The following is a 17,434-nucleotide window of genomic DNA, read 5'->3' on the forward strand; positions in this document are numbered from 1 at the left end:
CGTGGCGGTCGAAGGCTTGCGCCGTCGCCGGCGAGCCCCGCGTGGTTCGGGCGAGCAATTGCGCGAAGACATCCTGGACGCGGCGACCGAACTGCTGCTGGACACCGGACATGCGAAGGCGGTGTCCATCCGCTCGGTCGCCCAGCGGGTCGGGGTGACGCCGCCGTCGATCTACCTGCACTTCGCCGACAAGGACGCATTGCTCGACGCGGTCTGCGCCAGGTACTTCGAGAAGCTCGACGAGGAGATGCAACGCGTCGCGGCGGATCAGCCGTCGACCATCGACGTGCTGCGCGCGCAGGGGCTGGCCTACGTCAGGTTCGCGGTGAAAACGCCTGAGCTGTACCGCATCGCGATGATGAGCGAGAGCCGACCGGGCAGCGATGTCGACATGGCGCTGAACACGTCGGCATTCGTGCACATGCGTAGTTCGGTGGAGACGCTGATCGCCGAGGGCACGTATCCGGCCGGCGACGCGACCACCCTGGCGCTGGAGTTGTGGACGGTCGCCCACGGGCTGGCGGCGCTGTTGATCTCGCGACCGTATCTACCCTGGGGGGACACCGAGGCCTTCGCCGACAGAGTGCTGAGGGCGATCTGCGTCGGTCAGATCGTGACCGGGCCGATCGATCCCGATCTGCCGCCGACGGACGCGATCGCAATGCTGAAGGGAATGTTCGATGAGCAGCACGACCGTCGATAATCCGTTCTTCGCCAGGATGTGGACCTGGATGGCGAGCCACGAGCCCGAGCCGCTCAAGCGGCTGCGGAAGGAGAACCTTGCCGGCCTGTCGGGTCGCGTGCTCGAAGTCGGTGCGGGCACAGGCACGAATTTCGCGCTGTATCCGGACACGGTGAGCGAGGTGGTCGCAGTCGAGCCCGAGCGCAGGCTGGCGGAGCTTGCCCGGCAGGCGGCGGCCGCCGCGGCCGTGCCGGTCACCGTCAGCACACAGACGGTCGAGGAATTCTCGGCGCCTGAGCCGTTCGACGCGGTGGTGTGCTCACTGGTGCTGTGCTCGGTCGATCAACCCGAACACGTTGCCCGGCAGATCTTCTCGGTGCTGAAGCCCGGCGGAGAGCTGCGCTACTTCGAGCACATCGCCAGCACCGGCGCGCGGGCCCGGTTGCAGAAAATCGCCGACGCCACGCTGTGGCCGCGGCTGGCAGGCAACTGTCACACCTATCGGAACACCGAGCAGACCATCGTCGACGCAGGCTTCACGGTCACCGGCGCGCGGCGCGAATGGGTGATTCCGCCGTGGCTTCCGGTGCCATCCTCGGAGGTGGCGATCGGCCGGGCCGTCAAGCCGTGATCACGCACAAATCGCCCGGCTAACTGAGCAGGGTCGGTATCCGCTGCAGCAGTGTGGGCAGCGCGGTCGCGGCCGATTCGCGCACCACCGCCGTCGCGGAGTCCGACAGCGGTGTGGGTTCGGGGTTCACCTCGATCACCGGGATGCCCTTGGCCACCGCGAACTCGGGCAATCCGGCGGCCGGGTAGACGATCGACGAGGTGCCCACCACGATGACGAGGTCGGCGACGCTGACCGCGTCGACGGACCGCTGCCACGCAACATCGGGCAGCGCCTCGCCGAACCAGACGACATTCGGGCGGATCAGCCCGCCGCACACGCACCGCGGCGGGTCAACCGACGCCACCGGTTCTGGCATATCGGGAATGGCGTCGAGATATTCGCGCTGGCAATGGTCGCAACGGAATTGGAACAGACTGCCGTGCAGGTGGTAGACCTGCTTGCTGCCGGCTCGCTCATGCAGATCGTCGACATTCTGGGTGACGACATGCACGTCGGCGTAGTTTTGCCAGGCCGCGACTGCGAGATGGCCCGTGTTCGGCTGCACCGCGCCCATCAGGTGGTGCCGCCACAAGTACCAGGCCCACACCTTGTCCGGGTGGGCCTGCCAGCCCTCCGTGCTGGAGATCTCGTACGGGTCGACCTTGGCCCACAGTCCGGTCTCGGCGTCGCGGAACGTCGGCACTCCGCTCTCGGCGGAAATGCCGGCTCCACTGAGCACCGCCAGTTGCACATGACCAAAGTAACCGGTTTACGGGATACTGATGCACGTGGCCGAGTTGGGGGATTGGGTACGCGTTGATCAGAACGTCGCCAAGCCGCTTTTCGACCAGCTCAGGACGCAGATCATCGACGGGGTCAGGGACGGCAAGCTGCCGCCGGGGACCCGGCTGCCGACGGTCCGCGAACTGGCCGGGCAAATGGGGCTGGCGGTCAACACAGTGGCACGCGCATATCGGGAGCTGGAAACGGCGGGGATCGTCGAAACCCGGGGTCGTTTCGGCACTTTCGTCGCGCGCGTCGATCCGGCGGACAACGCGATGGCGACCGCCGCGCACACGTTCGTGACGGCGGCGCGGGCGCTGGGGATCGAGAAGGACGACGCGCTGCGCTACGTCGAGGCCGCGTTCGGCTGACTAGCCGAATTCGAGCAGCGTCAGCACCGGCCTGATCGGGTCAAGCAGGGGAATGCGCTGCGCGGTCCACATCAGTGCGTTGAGCACTTTGCCCCGACCGGGCGGATACGGCGTGTCGTGCACTGCCCGGATGCCGGGGATGACGTTGACCAAATTTGCGGCGCCCGAGACGGACAAGCTGAACGGCATGGGCGGAATGCGGTAGCGCAGCGATGCGCGCACGCCGCGGCGGTGCAGGGCCTGCAAACCTGTCGGGGGCAGGTCGAACATCATCTGCGCGCCGGGGAAGCGCTTCGCGCACTCGGTGATCAGGCCGATGGCCTCGTCGGGTTGCAGGTACATCAGCAGCCCCTCGGCGGTGATGAACACGCCGTGCTCGGTGTCGACCTGGTCCATCCAGCTGAAGTCGAGTGCCGACTGGGAGCACATCCGGACCCGTTCCGAGGTGGGCAGGAGTTTCTGCCGTAGCGCGATCATGGGCGGGAGATCGACTGTGAGCCATTGGAATTGGTCGCCGATCCGGGCGGCGTCGAGGCGGTGGAAGCTGGTCTGCAGCCCCTCGGCCAACGCGACAACGGTGGCCATCGGATGGTCACCGAGATAGCGGCGGTGGCCCTGTCGAAGGCGAGGGCTCGCAACGCCATGTCCTGGCGGCGGCCGAAGCCGAACTTCCCATAGTCGTAGTCGATGGCGTCAGCCAACTCGATCGCCATCGGGTCGTCGATGATCGAATCCGGCCTGCGCGCCTCGTTGGCCCGGACCCAGAGCGTCAGCAGTGCAGTCTCGGAGACGCCCGTCAAGACTGTGCCGTCGGCTTTCGCAGTGGGGGACTGCGTCACCGCAGCACCTTCTCGACCGTGCGCAGATTGCGCGTGGTGGTGGAGGATTTGTAGCGCTTCTTGCCCATGGTCTTGCCGATCGTCGTGTCCAGCGTGCCGGTCTTGGGCACCTGCCAGTAGATGACGCCCTCGCCGCGTTTGATCTTCTCCTCGGGGCCGGCCTGCTTGGCGAGTCCGGCGAGTTCGTCGAGCACCTGTTCGTCGGTGACGAAGGTGACGTAGGAGTGGCGGCCGTCGACGTCGCGGTCGAACGGGTAGTTCTCGGAGATCTTCGCGACGGTGTCGACGTCGTAGGCGAGCACCCAGGCGTCGTAGCCGAACGCGTCGCGCAGCGCCTTTTCGGCCTTCTTCCTGACCGCGTCCACCCCGGAGCGGCTCTCCAGCAGGACGTTGCCACTCGCCAAAATGGTTCGCACGTTTGTGAATCCGGCTTCTTCGAGGGCCTTGGCCACCTCGGCCATCTTGAGATTGACGCCGCCGACGTTCACGCCGCGCAGGAAAGCAGCGTATCGAGCCATGTCAGCCATGTTAGTTGCCGAGTCATCCTGCACAATCCGCTGCTGCGCGGGCCACCCGATCACCTCATCCGGGCGCTTCCGGCGTCGCTGTGCAACAAGAATTTGCCAGGGCTCACGGCCCGATCCGGACGTAGGCTCGACTCATGGGGCGTCAGGTGTTCGACGACAAACTGTTGGCCGTGCTCTGCGGAAACTCGCTGGGCGTACTGGCCACCATCAAACGCGACGGCAGACCGCAGTTGTCGAACGTGTCGTATTGGTTCGACAAGCAAAACCTGACCATCCAGGCGTCGATCACCGAGCAGCGGGCCAAGACACGGAACCTGCGCCGGGACCCTCGGGCGTCGATACACGTCAGCTCCGACGACGGCTGGGCATACGCGGTCGCCGAGGGTGAGGCGTCCCTGACCCCACCTGCCGCGGCGCCGGACGACGACACCGTCGAGGCGCTGATCGCGTTGTATCGCAATATCGCCGGTGAGCACCCCGACTGGGACGACTACCGACGAGCCATGGTGGACGATCGGCGGGTGGTGCTGACCCTGCCGATCGCGCACGTGTACGGGATGCCGCCGGGCAGGCGATAATCGACACGACGTCCGCGGCATGGAGGGATAGGCTGCGGTTCATGGCTGATGCACCGGAAGAAGACGACACCAAACGCAAGTTCCGGGAAGCGCTGGAGCGGAAGAAGGCCAAGGCATCGGGCGGCGCCGACCACAAGGATGGCGGCGCCAAGCAGCCGCGGGCGCACGGACCGCTGGAAAGCCGCAGGGAGTTCCGCCGCAAGAGCGGCTGACCGAAGTGACGCCGGAATTCCTTTTGACGACGCTGATCGTGGTCGCGACGCCGGGTGCTGGCGTGCTGTACACCGTGGGCGCCGGGATTTCCCGCGGGTGGCGGGCCAGTCTGGTGGCCGCGTTCGCGTGCACGCTCGGCATCGTGCCCCACATGATTGCGGCGGTGACGGGGTTGGCCGCCATCATGCACGCCAGCGCGATGGCGTTCTCGATCATCAAGTTGATGGGTGTTGCCTACCTTCTTTATCTGGCGTGGAAGACTTTTCGCGACAAGTCGGTGTTCCAGGTGCAGGATGGCCCGGCGAAGATGTCGCCGTGGCGGGTGATCGCGTCGGGCGTTCTGGTCAACACGTTGAACCCCAAGCTGACGATTTTCTTCTTCGCGTTCCTGCCGCAATTCGTCGCGCCCGACAGGCCGGGGGCGGTGGCGCAGATGGTGTGGCTGAGCGCGGTCTTCATGGCAGTGACGCTGGTGGTGTTCAGCGGCTACGGCGTGTTCGCCGCGGCGGTCCGGCGGGAAGTGATCTCGCGGCCACGCATCGTCGCATGGTTGCGGCGTAGTTTCGCGGCGACCTATGTCATTCTCGCTGGCAGGCTCGTAGCGCAGACGCGCTGAGATCCGCCATCCCGGCCGCCCGACGAATGCAACGCCAATTCCGCGGTGAACGGGAAGGTCCAAGCGCGATGCGCGACAGGCACCTTCGCGACGGTGAGGCTGCCATCGACTGCGGCCCGTCCCGACCTCACGGCTCGCACGTGCCCGTCACGGACAATGGCCACCACGTCGTAGAGCTGAATGCGCGTGGTCAGTTCAACGCACAGCGTCATCACATGAAAGCCGTCCACCGCGACGTCCAAGTTGTGCTGCTGGGAAGCGGTGATGGTGTGGGTGCACAACTGCACGACGTGGTCGACGCCCCTTTGATGTAGGGACGTGCTGATCGCTCGCTTGACGGCACCATAGCTTCGCCAACCCCCGACGACCAGATCGGCGATCGTGTCGTTGAGGACGCTCCGAAGCTTTGTCTCGATCTCATCGACGAGAGCCCGTCGAGCGACGACGCCCAGCTTCTGCAGGGGGCGCGCACGCTCGCCCGCCCCAGCCGCATTGTGCGCCAACACTTTCTCGAGGCGGAGGCGGGTGCCGTCGGACATCGGCAGTAACCAACTTGCTATCGCAGTGTCGGGCCGTGCACCCGATGGCGGGGGCGCTACCGGCCTCGTCATGGAGATCGTCATAGTGGGTGTTCCTCCAGGGTCGTGGACTGTCGGACTTCGACGGGGACGACGCTCAATACGTGATCGCAGTCGGACTCATCTGTGGGCTTGTTCTCGAATGCCGCAGCGTTACCGGGCCGCTGGGTCACGGTGACGTGGGCGGCAAGCCACGACACGCCGCGACGACGGTATGCGCGCAGGAGCAACCCGGCTGTCAGCAGCACTGCGCCGACGAGCAGCAGCGGGGTTGCGGACATCCCGCCAGTGCGGGTCACCGCGTCGGTGACGGGGGTGGTGGACGGGGTGACGACAGTCGGTGGCGTGGGGGGCGGGCTTGTTTCCTCCGTCGGTGATGTTGCCGGAGCGGTGGGCTCCATGGGGGACGTCGTGTTGATGGTCGTCGTCGCCGTAGAGGTGGTCGTGGTCGTGGTTGTAGTCGTTGTCGTTGGTGTTGTCGTTGGTGCGGTCGTACTGGTGGGCGCAGTCGTCGTCGTGTCGGTCGTGGTCGTGGGTGTGGTCGTCGGGCACGGGGCGGCCTGGACACTGGGTGTCAGTGTCGGGCATTCGTTGTCCAGCCCGGCCGGGCGGATATCAACCGGTTGCCGTTGGGGCGAAGACGACGAGTCGGCGTACACCGAGACCGTCCCCGTCAGCGCGGTGATCCAGATCGCCGTCGCGACGGCCATCAGCGCCGCGGCGAGGCGACACTGGGCCGCTGCGGTCACTTCCCGCCGATCACCGCCAGCTTTCGCCACTGCCCCCACCGCCTAAGCCGCTCAACTACCGCCTCACCAGCATTGATCTACTGTCGCTGGTTGGACCGCGTAGACGAGTACTCGTTTTCTGATGGCTGCGCTGTTCGGTCGGCGCCTGCGGTGGCGGAGTGACTCAACGCGCAAGTCGCGAATCGCGCCCTCGGTCAGCTCACATCGACCGGCGCTTCCGACGCCTTGACCAGCCGCACCTCGGGTCTGGCAGGCACGGCGTCGGCAAGGAACCACCGGAATGCGAGGTTGCCCCGCGGATAGTCCAGGGTGGTCAAGGAATTCGGGTGCGCCGTCGACCCGCGGGAAACCACGATCGTCACCGAGCCATCGGGATTCGGCAGCGCGCTGTGGCCGTTCACCGAACTGCGCGCATCGTTGACATTGTGCGTGGCCATGAACTGGTTCCACACCACGAGGTTCCAGAACCGGCACTTCGGCGGTCGATGCGTGATGACGAGCGCTTCGTCGTCTTCGAGGACGAAGCTGCTGTATGCGTAGCATGCGTCGCGCGCAGACCAGCCGAAGTTGGCGTCGGGAACCTGATAAGGGTCGGCGAATTGGTTTGCTAATTGGGAGATTTCGTGCCCAAGGGTATGGGAGTCATCGACGCGTACGCCCACCCCGAGCGGCACGATGGCGAACATCGTGCGAAGCCAGGCGGCGCTGGCCCTCAGCGCCGCGGCCGTCTCGGCGTCGCCGTGCCGAATCGGTTCTGGCTCGTCGAGTGTCTCGATGCGCCAACTGACGGGGCGTCCGGTCAGCGGATCGGCCTGGTAGTCACGGGTCATCAGCACCGCGGCGTCGGGCGTCGGCCCGAATTCGAACGAGAAGTTGCCCGCCGCGTCCAAGTCGAGATCGTCATCACGGAAAAGCGCCACGATGCGGTCGGACCATGCGCCTGGCGCAGGCTCGTTGTAGGCGGTCACCGAGAAGTACACGCTGTCGCCTCTGTTGCCGCTGATGCGGTAGCGGCGCTTCGGGTCGACCGGGCACATGTGGTAGTAGGCGTCCGTGTTGTCTCCGCCCCACCGGCGGTCACGCCGGAACGGCGTGTTGACCTCCACGAACATCGGCCTGCCCGGTTCGGCGAACAAGTAGGTGTCGAACGCCACGCCCAGCGTGGTCGCGAGCATCCGGTAGCCGTCGGCGATGTGCCGGTCGTCGGTGACGGCGCGGTCACCCTCGAGGAACGAGCGGTCAAGGCCGCCAAGGGTTTCGAGCAGTTCGCGCCATGCCGCGGTCGATTCGTGGGTCATGAACTGATCCCTCTCAATATCAAGGTGGCGGTGCGCTGAACCCAGGTGTCGTCGAGTGCAGCGCCCCGGGTGAGCAGTGCCAGGAACGTGATGCCTGCGAGGGCTTCGGTGATCTCCGCTGCGGTGACATCGGGCCGAATCTCGTTGCGCGCCATGGCTTCGTCCAGTCGCTCGGTCAGACCACGCGACAGGATGCCGCCAAACCGCTCGAGCAGCGCGGTATGCAGCGTGAGGTCTGCGGCCATCTCGCCGACCAGGCCGGGCAGCGCCGCACGCGCCGCCGGAGTGGTCAACACGGCGGCCGTGCGCCTCACCATTTCGCGGACATCGTCGGCCAGCGAACCGGTGTCGGGGAGGTCCGTCCCGCTGCCGATGGGGAAGACCGCCTCATGGACGAGGTGCGCCTTGCTCGGCCAGCGGCGGTAGATGGCGGGCTTGCTCGTGCCTGCCCGGCGCGCGATCGCGTCGACGGAGAGCGCGGCGTACCCGGTCTCTCCGAGCAGGTCGACCGTCGCGCCCAGCACCGCATTGTCGATGCGCGGATCACGGGGTCGGCCAATTTCCACTGTCATTACGGAACTCAAAGTAACATAAGTCGGTGTGACGCACGCCGCGCCGGATCTGGTCCACCTCGACGATCTCGCCGAACCGCGATTCAGCCCTGAGGCGCAGCAGATCCGCGACATGATGACCGCGCTGGCGCGCGACTGTCCGCTCGAGGCGGACGCCTTGCACGCCAGGGCGACCGCGGACACCGGTCTGGACGACTTCGGGCCTGATGACTACCGCGAACGGCTCGATGTCTACCTTGCAGCGCTGCACGACATCGAGGACATGCACGGCCCGGGCATCGTGAACTTTTTCGGCCAGTTGACCCAATGGCTGAAGAACCGGTTACTGCTGACCGACCTGTTGAAGCGGCATCCGGAGATTCACGACATCCAACTGCAGCCGCCGGTGGTCATCGCGGGGCTGCCGCGCACCGGCACCACGCACCTGCACAACCTGCTGGCGGCGGGGCCGACCTTCAGGACGTTGCCGTACTGGGAGAGCTTCGAACCGTTCCCGTTGCCCGCCGAGGCCGACATCGAGCCCGATCCGCGGGTCGCGCGCATGGACATGGCGGTGGCCGTGATGAACACGCTCATGCCGCACTTCGCGCTCATGCACGAGATGACCACCGAACACGTCCACGAGGAAATCCAGCTGCTGGCCAACGATTTCTCCACCATGTTCATGGAGACCCTCGCGCACGTCCCGAGGTGGGAAACCTACTACCTCGGCCATGACCAGACCTCGACCTACGAGTATCTGGCCACTCAGCTCAGGGCGCTGCAGTTCCTGCGTGGCGGCAGACGCTGGCTGCTCAAGTCGCCCCAACACCTCGAACAGCTTCCCGTGCTGGACAAGGTGTTTCCCGGCGTCGCGGTGGTGTGCACGCACCGCGACCCGATTCCGGTGGCGATCTCGATGGTTGCGATGCTCACCTATTCCGCGCGCATGCACCGATCGCCGGTTCCGGTCGAAGAGATCGCCGAGGGCTGGATCGTCCGGCTCGCGGCGATGCTGAATGCGCTTGTCCGCGACCGCGATGTCATTGGGCCGGAGCGCTCGATCGACGTGACCTTCGACCAGTTCATGGCCGACGAACTCGGGGTGGCCGATCGGGTTTACGGTCTCGTCGGTGAACCGATGACCACCCAAGCTCGGGCGGCGATCAGCGGATATCTTGCCGGCCACCAGCGCGGCAGGCTCGGCAAGGTGGTGACGTCGACTGAGATGTTCGGGCTCGACGAGGACGAAATGTGTGAGCGCTTCGCGCCCTATGTCAGCCGATTCCTGACGTGACGACGCTGCGGGATTGCCGCGCCTCGAGCACCAGGATGCCCACCAGGCAGAGGGCCGACAGGATCGCCACCGCGATCGCGAAAGTCACGCCCGCCGTTTGCAATCCCCAGTCTTGAGCCGCGACGCCTTCACCGACCACCGGCAACGAGATTGCGATGTAGGCGACGACGAAGTACGTGGAGCTGACCTCGGCGCGCCGATCGGCAGGCGTGCGTTCGGCGACCGCAGCCAAGCCGCGACTGAAGCTGATGCCCTGCCCGATACCCGCCACCACCGCTGCCGCGACCAGCCCGGCCAATGACGAAACCTCCAACGCCACCGCGAGAACCACCATGCCGACCACCAAGATCGCGCAGCCGATCGCGACCGCGCGGTTCGGGTTGAGGTTGCGGGCCGCCAACTGCGTGGCCGCCGACGCGAAGAAAATCGAGCTGGCGATGAGCCCCGCGACCGCGTGGTTGTCGATGCCGACCACACCGGACACGAACGACGGCGCCACCGCGGCGAACAGCCCTGTCACCGCGAAGCCCGCGAACGCCGCCAGCGAGGCGACCACGAAAACGGCGCGCACTTCGGCGGGCACCGATAGCCGTTGCACGCCGATGCTGCCCGTGCGCGCAGAGGTCTCCGGCACGACCAGCACCGCCGCGCCGGCCAGTACCGCCAGCACAATGTGTACGACGAAGCTGAGTTGCAGTGGCGCGGGCGCATATTGGACGAGCAGTCCGGCCAGCAGCGGCCCGATGCCGAGGCCGCCCATGTTGGCGACCGTCGCCACCGCCGCGGCCTTGCTGTGCCACGATGCCGGGGCGGCCTCGATGACGGCTGCGGTGGCGGTGCCGGTGAAGATGCCCGCCGACAGCCCCGACAGCACACGACCGACGAGCAACAGCGACACCGAGTCGGCCACCAGGAAGACGGCCGCGCTGGCCAGCGCGCACACCACACCGGCCAGCAGCACCGGCCGTCGGCCGATCGCGTCAGACCAGCGCCCGAACACCAGCAGGGCGAAGAGCACGCCTGCCGCATACGTCGCATAAATCACCGTGGTGGTCAGCACCGCAAAGTGCATGTGCTCGCCGTACAGCGCGTACATCGGCGTCGGCAAAGTCGTGCCCACCATGATGGCCGCAAACGCGTACGCCAGCAGGCCGAAGGCGAATCGTCGAGCGGTCACGGGTGAAGATAACCCACCGGTCGGCCGCGGTAATCATTCGGTGTTAGTGGCTGACCGCCTTCTCAGCGCCGATGCCGGTCAGCGACCGCACCTCGAACTCGGCGTTGATGGCCGGGTCGCCGCGGTCGGGTGAGCTCAGCGTGCCGACGATGCCGAGCAGGAACGCCAGTGGGATCGACACGATGCCCGGATTGGCCAGCGGGAACCACGCGAAGTCGAGTTGCGGCAGCATCGCCGTCTTTGCGCCTGACACCGCGGGAGAAAAGACGATCAGCACGATCGTGGAGACCAGGCCGCCGTACATGCTCCACAGCGCGCCGCGGGTGTTGAACCGTCGCCAGTACAGCGAGTACAGGATCGTCGGCAGGTTGGCCGCTGCGGCGACCGCGAACGCCAGCGCGACGAGGAAGGCGATGTTCTGTTCGGCGGCCAATATGCCGAGGCCGATCGCCAGGATGCCGAGCACCACGACCGTGATCCGGGACACGCGCACCTGCTCATCCTCCGTCACTGTGTTTTTTCCATGGGCGCTTCGCACTACGCTGGCGTAGATGTCGTGCGCGAATGATGTTGCGGCGGTGATGGTCAAGCCCGCAACGACCGCGAGGATCGTCGCGAACGCGACCGCTGAGATGACGCCAAGGAGGATCACCCCGCCGAGTTCGAATGCGAGCAACGGCGCGGCCGAGTTCTGCGCTCCCGGCGCCGCCAGGATCTCGTCCGGCCCGACCAGCGCTGCGCCGCCGTAGCCCAGCGCGAGGGTGAACAAATAGAAGGCACCGATCAAAACGATGGCCCAGACCACCGAGCGGCGGGCTTCTTTGGCTGTCGGCACCGTGTAGAAGCGCATCAGCACATGCGGCAGGCCCGCGGTGCCGAGCACCAGCGCCAGCGCCAGCGATATGAAGTTGATCTGTGACGTCAGCGAGGTGCCGTACTGGGCGCCGGGAGCCAGCACGTCGCGCTTGGCGACGGCCTCATTGGCCGACCCGGAGACCGCGGACTGGGCCGCGCCGAGGATCTCGGAGAAGTTCAGCCCGAACTTGCCGAGCACGATGATGGTCATCAACGCGGCACCGCCGATCAACAGCACCGCTTTGATGATCTGCACCCAGGTGGTGCCCTTCATTCCGCCGATCAAGACGTAGACGATCATCAGCAAGCCGACGACGGCGATCACCAGAGCTTGGCCCACATCCCCGGTGACGTTGAGAAGCAACGCGACCAAACCCCCTGCGCCTGCCATCTGTGCAAGCAGATAGAACAGGCAGACCACGAGCGTGGTGGTGGCCGCGGCTATCCGTACCGGCCGCTGCTTGAGGCGGAAGCTCAGCACGTCGGCCATGGTGAATTTGCCTGAATTCCTTAGCAATTCGGCCACCAGCAGCAATGCCACCAGCCACGCGACCAGGAAGCCGATGGAGTACAGGAAGCCGTCGTAGCCGTATACCGCGATGGCGCCCGCGATGCCGAGGAAGCTTGCCGCCGACAGGTAGTCACCGGAGATCGCAATGCCGTTCTGCGGGCCGGTGAAGGCGCGCCCAGCGGTGAAGAATTCGGCAGCGGTGGCGTTCTTCTTGCTCGCTCGAATCACGATGAACAACGTGATGGCGACGAACAGAGCGAAGATGCCGATGTTGGCGACGGGATTGCCGACGGCCTGTGCGGCAACGATGTTGACCGTCATGCCGCACCGCCCTCTAGCTCTGCGCGGATGGCGTCAGCGCGCGGGTCGAGTTCGCGGTTGGCGAACCGGACGTAGATGCCTGTGATGACGAACGTCGAAACGAATTGGCCGAGGCCGATAAGAAGTCCGATGTTGACGTTGCCCCACACCTTGACCGCCATGAAGTCGTGCGCGAACGCGCCGAGCAACACGTAGGCGAAGTACCAGACCAGAAACAGCGCGCTCATAGGAAAAACAAACCGGCGCAGCCTATTTCGGAGCTCGTGGAACTCAGGACTGGCCTGCACGGCCAGATACTCGTCACCGCTGACGGCGGTGTCCTGGGGCGGATGTGGGGTCTCGGGCACGGTGACTCCTGACCTCGATGTGTAGATGTGCGCGCGTCGTCGTGAGACCCGCGTCACAATAAGCTAGTTCCCAGGCAACTCCAAGCTCAAACCGGGGGCCGGACGGATCAGGAGATAAAACGGCAGCTAGTTCGTTATCTGGCGGGCCAACTAGTTACCGGCGGCATAAGAAAATGTCGCGGCTGCAGTAGTGGAATCTGGCTTCCCGGCGATTTCGGCCGCGGCGTTGGGTCGCCACCATTTGCTCATCAATGGATGCGGCGAAAGGCCGCGAAGGAAAGGAACTTACGATGAGCAACACCATCGCGCTCAAGCGCGTACTTGTTCGATCTGTTGTCGCCGCAGGGGGCATCGCCATCTCGGCGTTGATCGTGACGGCACCCCTTGCGGGGGCCACGGACGCCAAAGACATCTGCACGCAGATGAGCGGCAAATTCGACTCTTCGAAGGACAAGGACGGAAACCGGGTCGAGTCGTGCAGCGTCGAAAGCGGCGGCGGTCCAGTGGTCGGATCGTGGGTCAACGGCCAATGGCAAGGCTCGGTGGCTCCCGGCGAGGACATCAGCAAGCCAGGTGCCGGTCACGTCTACGTCCCGATCAACCAGTATCCCCAGTAGCGCACGACAACTGCAGGCTCGAGAGCGTCGGCCGGTCGGAGACGCGCGGAACTGCGCCGAGACTACGGAATATGACGCTTTTTGCGCGAAATCCGTCAGAAACCGTAGCCTCGCCGAGGCCGGGCAGGGAGCGGAGTCGCCACCCGGCTGGCAAAGGCGGTTCAGACATTGCTGCGAATAGTCGAGTAGCGCGGTGAGGCGAGACTCCCATCGCTTCGGCGGTGGGGGTTTTCCCGTCTTGCCTAGACTGCGTTGATGCCGAACATTCAACTGACGGGCGACGCCGAAGCGGATTCGTTGCTCGCGGAGAACGCTTTCGCTCTTCTGGTGGGGATGCTTCTCGACCAGCAGTACCCGATGGAGGCCGCGTTCGCGGGGCCCAAGAAGATCGCCGACCGGATGGGCGGGGTGGACGCCCGCGAGATCGCCGACTACGACCCCGACAAGTTCGCCGCGTTGTCGTCGAAAACCCCTGCGATTCACCGCTTCCCGGGATCGATGGCGAAGCGGATCCAGGCCTTGGCGCAGATCATCGTCGACCAGTACGACGGTGACGCGGCGGCGCTGTGGACGGCCGGCAGTCCGGACGGGCCCGAGGTATTGCGTCGGATCAAGGCGTTGCCCGGCTTCGGTGAGCAGAAGGCGAAGATTTTCCTGGCCCTGTTGGGCAAGCAGTACGGCGCGACACCGAAGGGCTGGCGGGAAGCGGCAGGAGACTACGGCAAGGCCGGGTCGTTCATGTCGGTGGCCGACGTCAAGGACGCCGCCTCGCTGGAGAAGGTGCGGTCGTACAAAAAGCAGGCGAAGGCGGCGGCGAAGGCCGGCAGGGCCTGAGCCACTGGTCGAGCGAAGGCCGGCAGGGCCTGAGCCACTGGTCGAGCGAAGGCCAGCAGGGCCTGAGCCACTGGTCGAGCGAAGGCCGCCAGGGCCTGAGCCACTGGTCGAGCGAAGGCTGGCAGGGCCTAGCGTCGGTGGTCGCGCTGCAGGTCGAGCTGGGCCAGTGCGGTCAGTATGTGCGCGACGACGCGGCCGGTCGAGGTGCCGGTGTCGAGGCCCTCTTTCAGTGTGCGGAGCCGGATTCCGCGGTCGGTGAGGTCGGCGATGGTTCGGGTCACCTCGGCGGCCGAGCGGCCGAGGCGGTCGACGGCGACGACGACGACGGTGTCGCCCGAGCGCGCGTAGCTCAGCATCGCGTACAGGCCGGCACGGGCGCGCTCGGCGGAATCGGACAACCTGTCGGTGAACACCCGTCGCGGATCCACGCCCGCAGCATTCAGTTCCGCGAGCTGTCCCTCGAGGTTCTGCTCGGCGGCGCTGGCTGTGGCGTAGCCCAGCGTGCAGGTCACCGACCCAAGGTCTCATGGCCCGCGCCGTCAAGGAAGCGATGACACGTCATCGAGTTCGGCTCACCGCCGAACCGTTACCGAACGACGACCGGACGTCAGGCGGTGAACGGCTCGCCGTCGAACCGCTCACGGGTGGCGATTTCGCTGACCGGTTTGCGGGTCAGCTTCTTGAATTGCTTGACGGGCTTGCCGATCGGAACGATGGCCGCGATCGCGTGATCGTCGGGGATGCCGAGCAGTTCCTTGACCCGCGGCTCCTCGGGCACCGCCATGGTGGTGAGCACGCCGCCGTAGCCCTCGTTGCGGGCGGCAAGCAGGATGTTCCAGACAAACGGATACACAGACGCGCCGGAGACGACGCCGATGCGGTCGAGGTTCTGGTCCATTGCCGCACAGATGTTGAGGTCAACCGTGACGACCAGGACGGCGCCTGCGCTCAACACGGGCGCGCCCAGTTGTGGTGGCACCTCGGTGGCTGCCACCTCTTCCGGAGAAACCTCCATGGGCCGCACCGGGTTCCACGGCCCTTCGCCGTTCTTCGACTGGGCGATATAGCGTTGCGCGCCGGTGACGCTCAGTTCGACGATCGCCACCCTGGTGGCCGGGTCCCGGACGACGATGACCCGCGTGCCCTGGCGGTTGCCGCCGCTGGGGGCGAATCGGGCGTTGTCCAGGATGCGCTCGATGACCTCGTCGGGCAGGGGGTCGTCGGTGAACCGGCGGGCCGCACCGGTGGTGCGCATCACGTCGTACAAGTCCATGACCGACATCCTGCTGGATATGCGATTGTGAACATATGAAGACTCACTTGAACTGCCCGTGTGGTGAGGCGATCACAGGCAAAGACGAGGACGACCTCGTCGAGAAGGCTCAGGCCCATCTGGCCGAGGCACATCCCGGCCGCGAATACGACCGGGACATGATCCTCTTCATGGCCTACTGACCGGACCGGCGTTACGGAACGACGGTCGAACCGATCGTCGGCATGAACTGGCACTGCTTGTCGAGGGTGGTGACCTGACCGAAGATCGTCGAAATGATGCTGCCCGAGCCGGTATCGGCGATGGCCGACAGCGTCGTCGGTCCGCTGGGATTGATGTCGGGTCGCGGCTTGAGCGTCGCACTGCCCGACTTGCCCGTCGTCAGGTTGACCCAGGTGACGTTCAGCGGCAGCTTCTGCTCGGCCGCCGGCGCGGGTGTGCCAATCGCGGTGAACACGTAGGCCGTCTGGCCCGCGGCAGGCCCCGGTGCGGGAATCTTCGCAGGCCCGGCGACCGAGATCGCGGTCGCCAACACATTGCCGCCGTCCGCCAGGCACCCGTTGCTGATCGACGGATACAGGAAGTCCTGCGTCGTCGGTGCGTCAGGACCGAAGCCCGGCGCCGCGGCCGGGGCCGCGGCCGGAGCGGGCGCCGGTGCCGGTGCCGGTGCAGCTGGTGACGGTGCGGCGGCGGCCTGCGCCGGTGCCGCGGCCGCCGGAGCGGGGGCGAGCACTGGTGTCGCGTCCGGCACGGGGCCGACCGCGTGAGCCGGGTCCACGCCCAAGGGCAGATGCGCCTCCGTGCCCGGCACAGCGCCCTGCGCGGGAACGTGAGCGACGAACTGGTTCACCGCCGTCGCCACGTTCCGCGAATCCGACGGCAGCGCCGAATTCCCCGCGAAGGCCGCCGCCGCCGCCATCAATGTCGAAGCGGCGTTGGTCGGATCCGCCGCCGCCTGTTGAATGATCGGCCCGATGCCCTGCACCGCCGACAAGCCCGGCGCCTGCACCGCATCGATCGGCAGCGGCGCGGGCGCCGGATCGGCGGTGGCCGCCGGCGCCATTCCACCCAACAGCAGCGCTACCGACGACCCGACGACGGCTGCGGCGCCGCCGAACTTCGTGCTGATCGATCCCATGATGTCCCCGATTCCTGGTTGTGGTTATCGCTGCGCGCCTGCCGTCACGGCAAGGCGGACAACGGCATCAACAGCGGTGCGACGCTGGCGGCGGGCGCTGCCGCAGCCGGAGCGGCGGGTGCCGCGGCCGCGGGTGCGGCAGCGGCGGGTGCGGCAGCCGACGTCGCGGCGGGCAACAAGCCGGCCAACGGCGTGCCCTGCGGCAGCAGCGACGCGAGCCCGGTGGGCAACCCGGACAGCAGGTTCTGCGGTGCTGGGGCGGCAGCAGCCGGCGCGGCTGCGGGCGCAGGCGCCTGAGGCAGCGTGAGTGAGGCGGTTGCCGTCGGCGCGGGTGTGGCCGTCGCAGCGGCGGGCGCCGCGGCCTGCGTACCCGTCAGCACCGACGTGAGGCCCTGCATCAGCGATGTCGCTGCGGCCGGGTTGGTGGCCAATTGCTGGAGGAATGGCAGGCCGGGCACGCCGGGGGTGGGCGCCGGTGCGGCCGCCGGGTCGGCCGCCGCGGTGGCGCTGAGTCCTAAGGCGACGGGTACGGCAGCGGCTGCCGCGATCATGCTGGTGACGAGGGTTTTTCTGGTGAATTTCATGGTTCTCCCAATCCGTTGATGGCACGCCTGCGCCCGACAGTCGTCCAGTTACTGGTGTTACTCAAGTGACACGTGTGGCGGT

Annotated in this window: 24 protein-coding genes and 1 pseudogene; 11 read left to right on the forward strand and 14 right to left on the reverse strand. The window is 66.4% G+C overall.

Going from position 1 to position 17,434, the window contains the following annotated elements; all coding sequences use genetic code 11:
• Position 1 precedes the first annotated feature (1 nt).
• Both ACGFK1_RS10510 and ACGFK1_RS10515 read left to right on the forward strand, forming a co-directional pair.
• A complete protein-coding gene (locus tag ACGFK1_RS10510; RefSeq protein WP_393428195.1) occupies positions 2-703 on the forward strand; it encodes a TetR/AcrR family transcriptional regulator in 702 nt (233 codons plus the stop codon).
• Entirely contained in the window at positions 681-1,313 is a 633-nt protein-coding gene (locus tag ACGFK1_RS10515; protein WP_393428196.1) for a class I SAM-dependent methyltransferase, read from the forward strand. Before ACGFK1_RS10510 ends, ACGFK1_RS10515 begins: the two co-directional genes overlap by 23 nt.
• A gap of 19 nt (positions 1,314-1,332) precedes the next feature.
• Here the strand turns inward: ACGFK1_RS10515 and ACGFK1_RS10520 are convergent, their stop codons facing one another.
• Entirely contained in the window at positions 1,333-2,046 is a 714-nt protein-coding gene (locus ACGFK1_RS10520) for an NAD-dependent deacylase (protein ID WP_393428197.1), read from the reverse strand.
• A gap of 37 nt (positions 2,047-2,083) precedes the next feature.
• Here ACGFK1_RS10520 and ACGFK1_RS10525 point away from each other — a divergent pair, with 37 nt between their 5' ends.
• Complete coding sequence (locus ACGFK1_RS10525; protein WP_393428198.1) at positions 2,084-2,449, forward strand: GntR family transcriptional regulator; 366 nt, start codon at positions 2,084-2,086, stop codon at positions 2,447-2,449.
• Here the strand turns inward: ACGFK1_RS10525 and ACGFK1_RS10530 are convergent.
• Both ACGFK1_RS10530 and ACGFK1_RS10535 read right to left on the reverse strand, forming a co-directional pair.
• Positions 2,450-3,288, reverse strand: a pseudogene (locus tag ACGFK1_RS10530) (class I SAM-dependent methyltransferase).
• Positions 3,285-3,806, reverse strand: coding sequence for a DUF1697 domain-containing protein (locus ACGFK1_RS10535; protein WP_393428199.1), 522 nt, complete (start codon positions 3,804-3,806; stop codon positions 3,285-3,287). Before ACGFK1_RS10535 ends, ACGFK1_RS10530 begins: the two are co-directional and overlap by 4 nt.
• 143 nt (positions 3,807-3,949) lie before the next feature.
• Between ACGFK1_RS10535 and ACGFK1_RS10540 the strand changes: the two genes are divergently transcribed.
• From ACGFK1_RS10540 to ACGFK1_RS10550, 3 genes are read left to right on the forward strand one after another with little or no spacing between them, the layout of a single operon-like run.
• Entirely contained in the window at positions 3,950-4,393 is a 444-nt protein-coding gene (locus ACGFK1_RS10540; RefSeq protein ID WP_393428200.1) for a PPOX class F420-dependent oxidoreductase, read from the forward strand.
• Positions 4,394-4,434: 41 nt separating this feature from the next.
• A complete protein-coding gene (locus ACGFK1_RS10545) occupies positions 4,435-4,605 on the forward strand; it encodes a DUF5302 domain-containing protein (RefSeq protein WP_393428201.1) in 171 nt (56 codons plus the stop codon).
• A 5-nt stretch (positions 4,606-4,610) separates the two neighbouring features.
• Complete coding sequence (locus ACGFK1_RS10550) at positions 4,611-5,222, forward strand: LysE family translocator (protein WP_393428202.1); 612 nt, start codon at positions 4,611-4,613, stop codon at positions 5,220-5,222.
• Here the strand turns inward: ACGFK1_RS10550 and ACGFK1_RS10555 are convergent.
• The gene (locus tag ACGFK1_RS10555; RefSeq protein WP_393428203.1) at positions 5,180-5,761 is read right to left on the reverse strand and encodes a hypothetical protein; all 582 of its coding nucleotides are present in this window, start codon (positions 5,759-5,761) and stop codon (positions 5,180-5,182) included. The two genes, ACGFK1_RS10550 and ACGFK1_RS10555, sit on opposite strands and share 43 nt — an antisense overlap.
• 80 nt (positions 5,762-5,841) lie before the next feature.
• Complete coding sequence (locus tag ACGFK1_RS10560; RefSeq protein WP_393428204.1) at positions 5,842-6,081, reverse strand: hypothetical protein; 240 nt, start codon at positions 6,079-6,081, stop codon at positions 5,842-5,844.
• Between the two features lie 118 nt (positions 6,082-6,199).
• Here ACGFK1_RS10560 and ACGFK1_RS10565 point away from each other — a divergent pair, with 118 nt between their 5' ends.
• Positions 6,200-6,595, forward strand: coding sequence for a hypothetical protein (locus ACGFK1_RS10565; protein WP_393428205.1), 396 nt, complete (start codon positions 6,200-6,202; stop codon positions 6,593-6,595).
• Between the two features lie 148 nt (positions 6,596-6,743).
• Here the strand turns inward: ACGFK1_RS10565 and ACGFK1_RS10570 are convergent, their stop codons facing one another.
• On the reverse strand, positions 6,744-7,847 hold the full coding sequence (locus ACGFK1_RS10570; RefSeq protein WP_393428206.1) for a DUF1214 domain-containing protein: 1,104 nt from the start codon (positions 7,845-7,847) through the stop codon (positions 6,744-6,746).
• On the reverse strand, positions 7,844-8,419 hold the full coding sequence (locus ACGFK1_RS10575; RefSeq protein ID WP_393428207.1) for a TetR/AcrR family transcriptional regulator: 576 nt from the start codon (positions 8,417-8,419) through the stop codon (positions 7,844-7,846). The genes ACGFK1_RS10570 and ACGFK1_RS10575 overlap by 4 nt, the downstream gene beginning before the upstream one ends.
• Before the next feature lie 112 nt (positions 8,420-8,531).
• On the opposite strand from ACGFK1_RS10575, the gene ACGFK1_RS10580 reads away from it, so the two are divergent.
• On the forward strand, positions 8,532-9,695 hold the full coding sequence (locus ACGFK1_RS10580; RefSeq protein WP_393428466.1) for a sulfotransferase family protein: 1,164 nt from the start codon (positions 8,532-8,534) through the stop codon (positions 9,693-9,695).
• Here ACGFK1_RS10580 and ACGFK1_RS10585 read toward each other — a convergent pair.
• The 3 genes from ACGFK1_RS10585 to ACGFK1_RS10595 are packed head-to-tail and all read right to left on the reverse strand — an operon-like array spanning position 9,676 to position 12,906.
• A complete protein-coding gene (locus ACGFK1_RS10585; protein WP_393428208.1) occupies positions 9,676-10,872 on the reverse strand; it encodes an MFS transporter in 1,197 nt (398 codons plus the stop codon). The genes ACGFK1_RS10580 and ACGFK1_RS10585 overlap by 20 nt on opposite strands.
• Positions 10,873-10,915: 43 nt before the next feature.
• Positions 10,916-12,559, reverse strand: a complete 1,644-nt coding sequence (locus ACGFK1_RS10590) for a cation acetate symporter (RefSeq protein ID WP_393428209.1) — start codon at positions 12,557-12,559, stop codon at positions 10,916-10,918.
• Complete coding sequence (locus ACGFK1_RS10595; RefSeq protein WP_393428210.1) at positions 12,556-12,906, reverse strand: DUF485 domain-containing protein; 351 nt, start codon at positions 12,904-12,906, stop codon at positions 12,556-12,558. Before ACGFK1_RS10595 ends, ACGFK1_RS10590 begins: the two co-directional genes overlap by 4 nt.
• 290 nt (positions 12,907-13,196) lie before the next feature.
• Between ACGFK1_RS10595 and ACGFK1_RS10600 the strand changes: the two genes are divergently transcribed.
• Positions 13,197-13,523, forward strand: a complete 327-nt coding sequence (locus ACGFK1_RS10600) for a hypothetical protein (protein WP_393428211.1) — start codon at positions 13,197-13,199, stop codon at positions 13,521-13,523.
• A gap of 255 nt (positions 13,524-13,778) precedes the next feature.
• Positions 13,779-14,357: an HhH-GPD-type base excision DNA repair protein gene (locus ACGFK1_RS10605; protein ID WP_393428212.1), complete on the forward strand. Its 579-nt coding sequence runs from the start codon at positions 13,779-13,781 to the stop codon at positions 14,355-14,357.
• 128 nt (positions 14,358-14,485) lie between these two features.
• Here the strand turns inward: ACGFK1_RS10605 and ACGFK1_RS10610 are convergent, their stop codons facing one another.
• The gene (locus ACGFK1_RS10610; protein WP_393428213.1) at positions 14,486-14,869 is read right to left on the reverse strand and encodes a recombinase family protein; all 384 of its coding nucleotides are present in this window, start codon (positions 14,867-14,869) and stop codon (positions 14,486-14,488) included.
• 95 nt (positions 14,870-14,964) lie between these two features.
• Positions 14,965-15,630, reverse strand: a complete 666-nt coding sequence (locus tag ACGFK1_RS10615; protein ID WP_393428214.1) for a nitroreductase family protein — start codon at positions 15,628-15,630, stop codon at positions 14,965-14,967.
• Positions 15,631-15,665: 35 nt separating this feature from the next.
• Between ACGFK1_RS10615 and ACGFK1_RS10620 the strand changes: the two genes are divergently transcribed.
• A complete protein-coding gene (locus ACGFK1_RS10620; protein ID WP_067802734.1) occupies positions 15,666-15,812 on the forward strand; it encodes a DUF1059 domain-containing protein in 147 nt (48 codons plus the stop codon).
• 11 nt (positions 15,813-15,823) lie between these two features.
• On the opposite strand, the gene ACGFK1_RS10625 is transcribed toward ACGFK1_RS10620, so the two are convergent.
• Both ACGFK1_RS10625 and ACGFK1_RS10630 read right to left on the reverse strand, forming a co-directional pair.
• On the reverse strand, positions 15,824-16,768 hold the full coding sequence (locus tag ACGFK1_RS10625) for a hypothetical protein (RefSeq protein ID WP_393428215.1): 945 nt from the start codon (positions 16,766-16,768) through the stop codon (positions 15,824-15,826).
• Positions 16,769-16,812: 44 nt separating this feature from the next.
• Positions 16,813-17,352 (reverse strand): hypothetical protein, encoded by a 540-nt coding sequence (locus ACGFK1_RS10630; protein WP_393428216.1) that lies wholly within the window; start codon positions 17,350-17,352, stop codon positions 16,813-16,815.
• Positions 17,353-17,434 lie beyond the last annotated feature (82 nt).

It is taken from the genome of Mycobacterium sp. NPDC048908 (assembly GCF_043197955.1).
In the GTDB taxonomy this organism is placed as follows: domain Bacteria; phylum Actinomycetota; class Actinomycetes; order Mycobacteriales; family Mycobacteriaceae; genus Mycobacterium.

Excerpts from the sequence above, each read along its gene's own strand:
- ACGFK1_RS10515 (WP_393428196.1), top strand. The coding sequence starts at position 681 with ATGAGCAGCACGACCGTCGATAATCCGTTCTTCGCCAGGATGTGGACC.
- ACGFK1_RS10535 (WP_393428199.1), bottom strand. The coding sequence starts at position 3,806 with ATGGCTCGATACGCTGCTTTCCTGCGCGGCGTGAACGTCGGCGGCGTC.
- ACGFK1_RS10540 (WP_393428200.1), top strand. The coding sequence starts at position 3,950 with ATGGGGCGTCAGGTGTTCGACGACAAACTGTTGGCCGTGCTCTGCGGA.
- ACGFK1_RS10545 (WP_393428201.1), top strand. The coding sequence starts at position 4,435 with ATGGCTGATGCACCGGAAGAAGACGACACCAAACGCAAGTTCCGGGAA.
- ACGFK1_RS10555 (WP_393428203.1), bottom strand. The coding sequence starts at position 5,761 with ATGTCCGACGGCACCCGCCTCCGCCTCGAGAAAGTGTTGGCGCACAAT.
- ACGFK1_RS10560 (WP_393428204.1), bottom strand. The coding sequence starts at position 6,081 with ATGTCCGCAACCCCGCTGCTGCTCGTCGGCGCAGTGCTGCTGACAGCC.
- ACGFK1_RS10565 (WP_393428205.1), top strand. The coding sequence starts at position 6,200 with ATGGGGGACGTCGTGTTGATGGTCGTCGTCGCCGTAGAGGTGGTCGTG.
- ACGFK1_RS10570 (WP_393428206.1), bottom strand. The coding sequence starts at position 7,847 with ATGACCCACGAATCGACCGCGGCATGGCGCGAACTGCTCGAAACCCTT.
- ACGFK1_RS10575 (WP_393428207.1), bottom strand. The coding sequence starts at position 8,419 with ATGACAGTGGAAATTGGCCGACCCCGTGATCCGCGCATCGACAATGCG.
- ACGFK1_RS10580 (WP_393428466.1), top strand. The coding sequence starts at position 8,532 with ATGATGACCGCGCTGGCGCGCGACTGTCCGCTCGAGGCGGACGCCTTG.
- ACGFK1_RS10590 (WP_393428209.1), bottom strand. The coding sequence starts at position 12,559 with ATGACGGTCAACATCGTTGCCGCACAGGCCGTCGGCAATCCCGTCGCC.
- ACGFK1_RS10600 (WP_393428211.1), top strand. The coding sequence starts at position 13,197 with ATGAGCAACACCATCGCGCTCAAGCGCGTACTTGTTCGATCTGTTGTC.
- ACGFK1_RS10605 (WP_393428212.1), top strand. The coding sequence starts at position 13,779 with ATGCCGAACATTCAACTGACGGGCGACGCCGAAGCGGATTCGTTGCTC.
- ACGFK1_RS10615 (WP_393428214.1), bottom strand. The coding sequence starts at position 15,630 with ATGGACTTGTACGACGTGATGCGCACCACCGGTGCGGCCCGCCGGTTC.
- ACGFK1_RS10620 (WP_067802734.1), top strand. The coding sequence starts at position 15,666 with ATGAAGACTCACTTGAACTGCCCGTGTGGTGAGGCGATCACAGGCAAA.
- ACGFK1_RS10625 (WP_393428215.1), bottom strand. The coding sequence starts at position 16,768 with ATGGGATCGATCAGCACGAAGTTCGGCGGCGCCGCAGCCGTCGTCGGG.
- ACGFK1_RS10630 (WP_393428216.1), bottom strand. The coding sequence starts at position 17,352 with ATGAAATTCACCAGAAAAACCCTCGTCACCAGCATGATCGCGGCAGCC.